The sequence below is a fragment of the uncultured Oscillibacter sp. genome (assembly GCF_910584465.1).
Classification (GTDB): domain Bacteria; phylum Bacillota; class Clostridia; order Oscillospirales; family Oscillospiraceae; genus Oscillibacter.
This window is the reverse complement of the sequence record NZ_CAJUBK010000073.1, coordinates 1-9649: the sequence shown is the minus strand read 5'-3', so window position 1 is coordinate 9649 and position 9649 is coordinate 1. Positions and strand designations below refer to the sequence as shown.

The following is a 9649-nucleotide window of genomic DNA, read 5'->3' as shown; positions in this document are numbered from 1 at the left end:
CAGTCCTGGTATATCCAGGCCCGCCGGGAGGTCATGCCGCGCAAGGTCCTGGCCACCATCGTGGAACACGCCGGGATGATACCGGGTGACAATGAACCCACCAACATCATGAAAGACCTAAACCCGCAGCTGGTCATACCGGAAACCGCCGCCGAGGAAATGAACGCCTGGCGGATCGGTGAGCGCGGCGACGACGTGGACCTGGTGCCGGTGATCATGCAGGGGTTTCAAATCTTCCAGGCGGAGAGTTTGGCCTGCTGGGGAATCCCGCTGTCCTACCTGGGAATGGTGGAGCGGGACGCGGCGGAACATGACAGCGCCATAGTGGTGGACAACTGCCGCCTGCTGTGGGACGACGGAACCGAGGCCATAGCGGTGGAGGCTGTGCGGAAAGCCAAATCCGGGTGGGCCAAAGCCTGGGAGCGGGCCGTGTGGGAGGCCCTGGAGGGCGTGGACCTCCACAAAGAGGAGGAGTAAACCGTGGATCGCGTCGAGTGTAAACACGCCCATGGTGTGGGGTGTGAGGACCCGTCAAAGTGCGGGACCTGTGGCTGGAACCCGGAAATAGCAAAGCGGAGGCTGGAGGAACAAAAGGCCGCGCTGATCCAGGGGATGAAACCGCGCATTACATATTTTGAGAAGATCACCGCCTCCCCGGAGGCCCTGGCGGAGTTCCTGGCCTCCATCCCCGCATTAGAAACCCCGTGGGATGGGCTTTTCCAGCGGACCTATTGCGCCACCTGTTCGGCGGAGAACTGCGACGCGGAAAACTGCCCCCACCAGGCGGAGCGGAACAGCCCGGCGTGGTTTTTGGCCCAGGAGGTGGCGGAGCGGTGAATGTAGCCTATAACATGGACTGCATGGAGGCCATGCGAAAAATGCCGGATCTCTATTTTGACCTGGCCGTGGTGGATCCACCCTATGGTATAGGAGAGAGCGGAGCAAAGGCGGCAACGCGCAGCCATGCGGCCATGGCGCAGGCCTATAAACTATTCGCCGGAGGAGATCGGGACGCCCCGCCACCGGAGTATTTCCGGGAACTGGTGAGGGTTTCAAAAAATCAAATCATTTTCGGGGCAAACCATTTCGCCAGCAGACTGCCACGGGTGGACACACCCTGCTGGATCGTGTGGGACAAGGATAACGGCGGCAGCGATTTTGCGGACTTTGAAATGGCGTGGACCAGTTTTCCAAGTGCGGCCCGCCTGTTTCGGTTTCGCTGGGCGGGTATGCTCCAGGGAAACATGAAACAGAAAGAGGTCCGCATACACCCCACTCAAAAACCTGTGGCCCTGTATGCCTGGATCTTCTCCAAGTTTGCACACCCTGGGGAGAAGATACTGGACACCCACCTGGGGAGCGGGAGCAGCCGGATCGCGGCCCACGACGCTGGCCTGGACTTTGTGGGGTTTGAGATCGACCCGGACTATTTTACAGCCCAGGAGGAGAGATACAGCACCCACACCGCGCAAATGTCTATTTTTGCGGGGGGGGGGCAGCCTTGAAAACAATATTTAGACGGCTGGCCGCCATGGCCCGCCGGAAAGGAAACCCACGGAATGAGCGATAAATTGAGAACCGCCCTAAAGGGCGGCGGACGGATCATTATTTCGGTTGACAGGTGGGCAAATGGTGACTTTCACCTGTGCGTTACCGAGGACTGGGCCAGACTGACCAGCATAGAGCGGGCCACCGTTTCGGCGGAGGCCGTGAACGCGGCGGAGGACCCGGACGGGCTGATCGGTGCGGAGATCGCCAAGCTGGTGGCGGCGGCCCATATCAGCTATGAGGCAAAAGAGAAACCACCCGCGCCCGGTGGTGACAACACGGCGCAGGTGGTGGAGTGAACGGCGGAAACCGTCCAGCTGTCTGCATTATACCAACTGGCAGGGCGGATTGCAAGCCGGAAAAAGGAGTGCAGCCTGTGAAAATCTACATAGCCGGGAAGATCACCGGCGACAGAAAATATAAAGCCAAGTTTCGGGAGGCGGCCAAGACCCTGGAGGCGCTGGGCCATGTAGTCCTGAACCCGGCCACCCTGCCGGACGGCCTGGAGCAAGTGGACTATATGCGGATCTGTCTGGCCATGCTGGAGGCGGCGGACCTAGCCGTGTTCCTGCCGGACTACCAGGAGAGCGCGGGCGCCATGGTTGAATGGGCGTGGTGCCAGAGGACCGGGAAAGACTGCGCCCTGTATATGGACGTGAAAGGGGGCGGGACGCGGTGAGCCGTGGGCAGATCAATTTACTGGATGAAATCATAGTGGACAATTTCGCCGGCGGCGGCGGAGCCTCCACGGGGATCGAACTGGCCACGGGCCGGGTAGTAGACATAGCCATAAACCACGACCCGGACGCCATCCTAATGCACCGGACCAACCACCCCCACACTATGCACTATCAGGCCAGCGTGTGGGACGTGGACCCGGTGGAGGTGTGCAGGGGCCGCCCGGTGGGGCTAGCGTGGTTTTCCCCGGACTGTAAGCATTTCAGCAAAGCCAAGGGCGGCAAGCCCGTGGACAAGAATATAAGGGGCCTTGCCTGGATCGTCCTGCGCTGGGCCGGGACGGTCCGCCCCCGCGTGATTATCCTGGAGAACGTGGAGGAGTTCCAGACCTGGGGACCTGTGCGGCGGGGGCGGCCCGTGAAGTCAAAGACCGGGCAAACGTTCCGCCAATGGCTGGGCCAGCTGGAGGCCCTGGGCTACACCGTGGAATGGCGGGAACTGGTGGCGGCGGACTATGGAGCGCCAACCACGCGGAAACGCTTTTTCCTGATCGCCCGCAGCGACGGGCGGCCCATTGTGTGGCCGGAACCGACCCATGCGCCGGCGGACAGCCCGGAGGCCAGAGCGGGAACTAAAAAGCCATGGCGCAGCGCGGCGGAGATCATAGACTGGGACCTGCCCACACCCTCCATTTTTGCAACCAAGGAGGAGATCCGGGAGCGGTACGGCGTGGCGGCGGTCCGTCCGCTGGCCAGGAATACCATGCGGCGGGTGGCCAGAGGCGTGGACAAATTCGTGATCCGGTCCGCCTCCCCGTTTCTGGTGATCGTCAATCATGCCGGGGAGTTCCGGGGGCAAGGGCTGGCGGAACCGCTCCAGACCATCACAGCAAAACATGGGTATGGCGTGGCCTCCCCTGTCATGGCGCCGCTGACTATGCACAACAACCAGAACGCTGTGGGCACCTCTATCACCGATCCGGTAAACACGATAACGGGCACCGGGGCGGGCGGCCACCAAATGCTGATCACCCCCACCCTGGCGGCCATAGGCCAAACGGGCGGCGGGGACCGCTGTCGGAGCATGGAGGAGCCAACCAACACCCAGGTTTCCAAGGCGGAGGAGTGCGTGGTGTGTCCGGCCATGATCCAGTATCACACCGAGCAAACCGAGCGGGTACGGGGCCAGGGCGTGACCGATCCCATAATGACCATTGACGCCTCCAACCGCTACGGGCTGGCGGCGGCCACACTTACAAAGTATTACAACGGGGATCATAACCAGGACGCGGCGGCCCCGCTGCATACGATAACAACACGGGACCGGGAGGGCGTAACGGTGGCCAACCTGTCCAAATTTTACGGCGGTGTGGTGGGCGTGGCGGCGTCCGATCCCCTCCCTACCGTGACAGCGGTGGACCACAACGTACTCCAGACCGCCCACATGGTCAAGATGAAAGGCACCAACCTGGGAGGACAAGCCCAGGACCCGCTCCAGACAATCACCGCCGGCGGAGGACACCATGGCGTGGTGACAACCCGGATCGTAAAGGCGGAGCCGGGGGCGGACCTGCAGAACTGGCCCAAAATACGGGCGGCCCTGAATGAGTTCTGCGACTATCACCTGGAGGACACAGAGGTGATCCTGTTCTCCATCGGCGGGGCCTGGTATTTCATGGCGGACATTGGCCTGCGTATGCTGACACCCCGCGAACTGTACCGGGCCAACGGTTTCCCGGACGACTACAAAATAGATCGGGACTACACCGGCAGGGAGTACGGCAAAACCAAACAGGTGGCCAGGTGTGGAAACGCGGTCCCGCCGCCTTTTGCCACGGCCCTGGTGCGGGCAAACCTGCCGGAGTGGTGCGGGGAGGAGATCACCACTATGGAGCAGCTGGAAAAGGCGGTGGCGGTGTAATGTTGTCAATACGGCCTATCACACTACGGGAAGCCAACAGCTATGTGGCCAGGCACCACCGGCACAACCAACCGACAAACGGGCATAAATGGTCCGTGGCCTGCTACGATGGGGATCGCCTGTGCGGAGTGGCCATAGCAGGCCAGCCGATAGCAAGAAAACTTGACGATGGACGGACGATTGAGATCCGGCGGGTTTGTACTGATGGGACATATAACGCTTGCAATATTTTGTATGGAGCCTGCGCCCGTATCGCCCGTGAAATGAAATAGAGCGGGGCCTGTGCGCCCAGCAAACCAGCGGATACGAATTTGTGGAGAGATACTGCGCGGACGTCGCGGAGCGGAGATACCAGGAAAATTTAAGGGCCAAAGGGCCGGACGTTAAGCTGGGGAAAGATTTTGCTTTTGCGGAGTACATAGAGGACCAGATTATAAATAAACGGCGGTCCCCTGGCGCGGCCCTGGCACAGATCCAGATCGACGGGAAAAAATTTGATACAAAGATATGCGAGACCACCCTTTACAACTGGATCTACCGCGGTGACATTTTCCTGGACCTGACCGAGCGGGACCTGCTGTATAAGGGCACTCGGCGGAACGAGGGGAGAAAGGGGCGGGACACCGAGGGCTGGACCAGACCACCAAAGGGGGAGACCATCGAACACCGGTCGGAGGAGATCAACAGCCGGGAAACTTTTGGCAACTGGGAGATGGACAGTGTTGTGGGATGCAAAGGCAGCAAGTCCGCCCTGGTGGTGCTGACCGAGCGGCTGACCCGTTACCCTATCATTGTGTGGGTGCCTGATCATACCATGGAAAGTGTGGTCCGGGCGCTGGACCGCATGGAGCGACGCATGGGGGCAAAGTTCCGGGAGGTTTTCCGCTCCATCACCGTGGATAATGGGTGCGAGTTCCAGGACTGCAAGGGGATGGAGCGATCCAAGCGGGCAAGGAGACCGCGCACAAAGATTTTTTATTGTCACCCATACAGCGCCTATGAACGGGGATCCAATGAGAACATGAACCGGATAATAAGGCGCTTTTTCCCAAAGGGGACCAACTTCGACGACGTAACGGCGACAGAGGTGGCGACGGTGGAGAAGTGGTTGGCCAACTATCCGCGCCGGATCCTGGGGTGGAAAACGCCTCAAATGCTTTTTGACGAATACATGACTGTGGCCGCATGATCAACCGGACACTGAAAAACGACCAGGTCGGGACCTACCAAAGGCACCGGCCTATTCTTTGCGCCTTTTTTGCACCGTCCAGGCCCTGGAGGCGCAAAAAACGAGGGTCCCACCTGGAGTGAGCCCCTCGTTTTTAGGGATATTAAGGACTTTTTAATATTTTTTGTAATTTAGTCTTGACATTTTGCATATTTTTCTGGTCCCCTCGTACGGGCGGAGGTCCGGGAGGATCCTGGCCCCCGCCGTGGGAGGGTCGGACGCGGTCCCGGGACCGCGCCGCGGCCCGGCCGCATCCCTGGACGGGGGATCGGGGGATCTTAGCCCCGCCTCCCACGAAAGCAAGGCGGGCCGCCGTCCTGCGGAGACAGGGCGGCGTCCGCGCCCGCCGGGGCCGGGGGCGCGCCGTTACCGGATCGTAAAGAAGTGTTACCGCTTTGAGGGTACAGGGGGACGGGCGGCGGTCTATACTGTATGCCGATCATGAGGGGAGGGGGATCGCGCTATGAGGAGACTGCTGGGCTTGCTGATGCTGCTCGTGTTCCTGCCGGCCTGCGGGCAGGCGGGGACGGACGTCCCGCCGGAGGGAGGGGGCCCGGCGCCCGTGCTGCCGGAGGACGCTCCCGCCGCGTCGGCTCCCCTGGAGGGGGATCCCCTGTCCCCGGACGGGCGGTCCATGGCGGTGGCGAGGGGCCGGGGCGGCCCAGGCGCCTGCTCGGAACAGGCCCCTCCGGCAGATACGGTCCAGATCGTCGACACGGAGACCGGCGAGGTCCTCTGGGAGAGGGATGGGGCCTACCGGCAGTCCATCGTCTGGTCCCCGGAGGGCGGCTTCGCCGCCCTGGCCGTGACCGCCCGGACCTGGTGCGCCATCACGATCGTCGAGACGGAGGGTTGGACCAGCTGGGAGTTCGCCCTGCCGGACGGAAGTCCCATCCCGGAGCATACCTTCCTGCCGGACGACGGGCCCTGGGGCGTGTGGACTGCGGAGGGCAGCTTGGACCTGACGATCGGCCGGGGCGGGGATGCCGGAGCGCAGGCGCATTACACCTGCGCCGTGGATGTCAGGGACGGGGAGATCCAGGGGCTCGTGTGGGAGGAGCGCCAGGACCTCCTGCCGGGGAGCTATGACTTCGACCACGACGGGGAGCCGGAGATCGTGGAACTGGTGACGGTGCTGGGGGATGAGGAGCGGCGCCTCGTGGGCTGGTATGAGCTCCGGGTCCGGACGGCGGACGGCCGCCTTCGTTGGGGCGTTTCGTTCGCCGAGGCCCACCCGGGCTGGGGCTCCTGCTTCGCCTGCCGGGTGGATGGGGGAGACTATCTCCTCCGCTACCTGCCCACGATGTATCAGGGCTATGCGGACTATACCTATGAGCTTTTCTCCCTGAGCGGGACCGGGGAGGAACGAGTGGTCCGGCAGGGGAGCGTCGTCTTCGACATGAACTTCGGCGAGCTCCATGAACGCTTCGAGCCGCAAGAGATCGCGGCGTTCCTGGAGGAGGTCCACGGCCTCCTGGAGGACAGTGAGCTGCTGCTGTCCACGGAGAGCGGGGACTTCCGCTCCGGCGGGCCCGGCGCGGAGTTCCGGGACGACCTGGAGCTGTGGACGGCAGAAGCGCTCTACGATGAGGACGAGTCCCTGGAGGGGAACATCCGGGCGATCGGGGCTCATTGGGAGGAGATGCGGACAGCGGGATGAAGGAGGCTCCGCCTGTCGAGGAACTCCTTTCGGAAGGCTGAGTGAGCTCCCGGGGCTTTTTTGAGGTCCCGAGGATCGATCGAAAACGGGAGGGGCCCCTTGGGCGAACTCCTGTAAGGAAGTTAACATCCACTGAGAAGAAGTTGATTCTCAGTGGGTGTTGCTTTATAATCGACCTATCGACAAATCGGAAGTCATCAAGCGAACAATTCGAGGAGGAGATTTCAATGTTGCCGCAAGAAGAAAGAGAATTTGTCGCAGGAGCATTTCAAAAGTTAAAAGAACGTGGGTGGTTCCCTAGTGATGAATTTGAACCTTCTCCGATTACAGAACAGGAGATTGCGGGTTTTGAGCGGGAACATCAAGTAACCCTTCCTTCACTCTATAAAACTTATTTGACTTCATTTTGTTTTCCCAAAAATCTTCGTGGAAGTAGTCAGATTTGTTCTATCGTTGGTGATGATGACGATATTGGTGCACTTTGGTTGGAAATTGACGGTCCCAGAGCCATGAGTGAAATATCACAGAGAATGGAGATTTTGCAGCAAATCCGGGACTTCTGTGAATTACCGGAAGGTTGTTTTCAAAATTTGATCCCCATCGGTGATTGGGGAGCCGGTTGGGGGCCTTTGTGCATTGATTTGTCCCAGCCAGAGGATAAAATTGATGAAAAAGACGAAAGCACATGGTCTTTGGTCTGGTTTGACCATGAGGAATTTGATTGGGACCAGCAGTATCTCGGCGAAGATGGGTTGCTACATGGGGAAAAGGCTCTGCCAAATTTGAAGGTACTTCTGGAGTTATACTTTTATGGAGCTTTGGAAGAACGATTTGAGCGCGAGGAAGGTATTAAGCCTACCTACGAGTGGTATCAGGAGAGTTTGAGACGGTAACTTCCAGTTTATCGCTCTCCCCACGAACACTTTTCTTGAAAGTGTCATAGTGGGTTATGCAGTATAAAAAGGGCAAGGCAAGCCGTGGTGGCCTGTCTTGCCCTTAACTTCTTTATAAATCCTTACCCTTCCAGGCCCCTCCTGCAGTGATCGCCTTCCCGCCATCCGGTCCGCCGCCGGGTCTTCGAGGGCCTGGGCACCGCCGGAGAGCCGGACAGTACTTCTCCTTTACACGGAAAGCCCGTACTTGGCCAGCACGGTCTTGATATGCTCCAGGTGCTCCGGCGAGGGCGGGCACATGGGGGAGCGGAGCTCCCCGACCCTCCATCCCAGCAGGGACAGGGCCGTCTTCACCGGGATGGGGTTCACTTCGCAGAACATGGCGTCGCAGAAGTCCTTCAAGGATACCTGCAGCTCTCCGGCGGCGGTGAACCGGTCCTGCAGGCAGAGTTGGGTCAGCCGGTGCATCTCCGCGGGGAGGACGTTCGCCGCCACGGAGATCACCCCCTTGCCCCCCAGGGCGCAGATGGGGACGGTCTCATCGTCGTTCCCGGACCAGATGCAGAAGTCCTCGGGACAGAGGGCGCGGGTCCGCTGGATGCTCCCCAGGTCCCCCGACGCCTCCTTGACGCCCGCGATGTTGGGATGCTCCGCCAGAGCGGCGTAGGTCTCCGGGGCGATGGAGACCCCGGTGCGGGAGGGGACGTCGTAGAGGATGATGGGGATGGAGACCGCGTCGGCGATGGTGCGGTAGTGGCGGATCAGCCCGGCCTGGGTGGCCTTGTTGTAGTAGGGGGTCACCACCAGGAGGGCGTCCGCCCCCTGACGCTCCGCCTCCTGGGAGAGGGCCACGGCGATCTCCGTGGAGTTGGACCCGGACCCGGCGATCACCGGGACCCGGCCCCCCACGTGCCGGACGCACGCTCCGATCGTCTCCGCCCGCTCCTCGTAGGTCATGGTGGAGGCTTCTCCGGTGGTGCCGCAGACGACCACGGCGTCCGTCCCGTTCTCCAGCTGGAACCCCAGCAGCCCCTCCAGCGTCTCCAGGTCCACGCCGCGGTCCTTGAACGGCGTGACGATCGCCACGGCAGAACCTGTAAAGATCGGTCGCTTCACAGAACTCAGCTCCTTTTCCATCGAAAGATCAATAAAAAGAGACGGCCCGCCCGTTGGCGGGGACCGTCTCTTTCGTGAACAGGGGATGCCCCGGGGGGCTCACTTCGCTTCGATCCAGCCCTTCGCGCACAGCAGCTCGGCCAGCAGCACCGCGCCGCCCGCCGCGCCCCGGAGGGTGTTGTGGCTCAGGCCCACGAACTTATAGTCATACTGCGTATCCTCCCGCAGGCGGCCCAGGGAGATGGCCATGCCGCCCTCCAGGTCCCGGTCCAGGCGGGTCTGGGGCCGGTCGGGCTCTTCGAAGTAGTGGAGGAACTGCTTGGGGGCGGAGGGGAGCGCCAGGTCCTGGGCAGGGCCCCGGAAAGCGGCCCAGTCGGCCTTGATCTGCTGGATGGAGGGCTTCCCGCCCTCCCGGAACTTCACGAACACCGCCGCCATATGGCCGTCCTGGCAGGCCACCCGGAAGCACTGGGCGGTGATGGCGGGCCCGGCGGCTGCGACGATCCTGCCGCCTTCCACCCGGCCCCACAGCTTGAGGGGCTCCCGCTCGCTCTTCTCCTCCTCGCCGCCGATGTAGGGGATGCAGTTGTCCACCATCTCCGGCCA

Annotated in this window: 12 protein-coding genes; 10 read left to right on the top strand and 2 right to left on the bottom strand. The window is 61.4% G+C overall.

The window, feature by feature from the left end:
- The 10 genes from QZ332_RS12020 to QZ332_RS11980 form a co-directional block, all read left to right on the top strand.
- On the top strand, positions 1-477 hold a 477-nt coding region (locus tag QZ332_RS12020), incomplete at its 5' end, for a hypothetical protein (RefSeq protein ID WP_295765723.1).
- A gap of 3 nt (positions 478-480) precedes the next feature.
- On the top strand, positions 481-837 hold the full coding sequence (locus QZ332_RS12015; RefSeq protein ID WP_295765721.1) for a hypothetical protein: 357 nt from the start codon (positions 481-483) through the stop codon (positions 835-837).
- Positions 834-1505, top strand: a complete 672-nt coding sequence (locus tag QZ332_RS12010) for a DNA methyltransferase (RefSeq protein WP_295765719.1) — start codon at positions 834-836, stop codon at positions 1503-1505. The genes QZ332_RS12015 and QZ332_RS12010 overlap by 4 nt, the downstream gene beginning before the upstream one ends.
- 54 nt (positions 1506-1559) lie before the next feature.
- Positions 1560-1847 (top strand): hypothetical protein, encoded by a 288-nt coding sequence (locus QZ332_RS12005; protein WP_295765717.1) that lies wholly within the window; start codon positions 1560-1562, stop codon positions 1845-1847.
- Between the two features lie 77 nt (positions 1848-1924).
- Positions 1925-2227: a DUF4406 domain-containing protein gene (locus tag QZ332_RS12000; RefSeq protein WP_295765715.1), complete on the top strand. Its 303-nt coding sequence runs from the start codon at positions 1925-1927 to the stop codon at positions 2225-2227.
- A 35-nt stretch (positions 2228-2262) separates the two neighbouring features.
- A complete protein-coding gene (locus tag QZ332_RS11995; RefSeq protein WP_295765713.1) occupies positions 2263-4146 on the top strand; it encodes a DNA cytosine methyltransferase in 1884 nt (627 codons plus the stop codon).
- Positions 4146-4418, top strand: a complete 273-nt coding sequence (locus tag QZ332_RS13835; RefSeq protein ID WP_363324024.1) for an XF1762 family protein — start codon at positions 4146-4148, stop codon at positions 4416-4418. Before QZ332_RS11995 ends, QZ332_RS13835 begins: the two co-directional genes overlap by 1 nt.
- Before the next feature lie 41 nt (positions 4419-4459).
- A complete protein-coding gene (locus QZ332_RS11990; RefSeq protein ID WP_295765711.1) occupies positions 4460-5335 on the top strand; it encodes an IS30 family transposase in 876 nt (291 codons plus the stop codon).
- Positions 5336-5837: 502 nt separating this feature from the next.
- Positions 5838-7034 carry a hypothetical protein gene (locus QZ332_RS11985; RefSeq protein WP_295765709.1) on the top strand — a complete coding sequence of 399 codons (1197 nt, stop codon included), beginning with the start codon at positions 5838-5840 and terminating at the stop codon, positions 7032-7034.
- A 227-nt stretch (positions 7035-7261) separates the two neighbouring features.
- A complete protein-coding gene (locus tag QZ332_RS11980) occupies positions 7262-7927 on the top strand; it encodes an SMI1/KNR4 family protein (RefSeq protein ID WP_295765707.1) in 666 nt (221 codons plus the stop codon).
- 228 nt (positions 7928-8155) lie between these two features.
- On the opposite strand, the gene dapA is transcribed toward QZ332_RS11980, so the two are convergent.
- Both dapA and QZ332_RS11970 read right to left on the bottom strand, forming a co-directional pair.
- Complete coding sequence (gene dapA / locus QZ332_RS11975) at positions 8156-9043, bottom strand: 4-hydroxy-tetrahydrodipicolinate synthase (protein WP_295765705.1); 888 nt, start codon at positions 9041-9043, stop codon at positions 8156-8158.
- 99 nt (positions 9044-9142) lie between these two features.
- The coding region (locus QZ332_RS11970) for an Asd/ArgC dimerization domain-containing protein (protein WP_295765703.1) at positions 9143-9649 on the bottom strand (507 nt) is incomplete at its 5' end.

Excerpts from the sequence above, each read along its gene's own strand:
- QZ332_RS12005 (WP_295765717.1), top strand. The coding sequence starts at position 1,560 with ATGAGCGATAAATTGAGAACCGCCCTAAAGGGCGGCGGACGGATCATT.
- QZ332_RS13835 (WP_363324024.1), top strand. The coding sequence starts at position 4,146 with ATGTTGTCAATACGGCCTATCACACTACGGGAAGCCAACAGCTATGTG.
- QZ332_RS11985 (WP_295765709.1), top strand. The coding sequence starts at position 5,838 with ATGAGGAGACTGCTGGGCTTGCTGATGCTGCTCGTGTTCCTGCCGGCC.
- QZ332_RS11980 (WP_295765707.1), top strand. The coding sequence starts at position 7,262 with ATGTTGCCGCAAGAAGAAAGAGAATTTGTCGCAGGAGCATTTCAAAAG.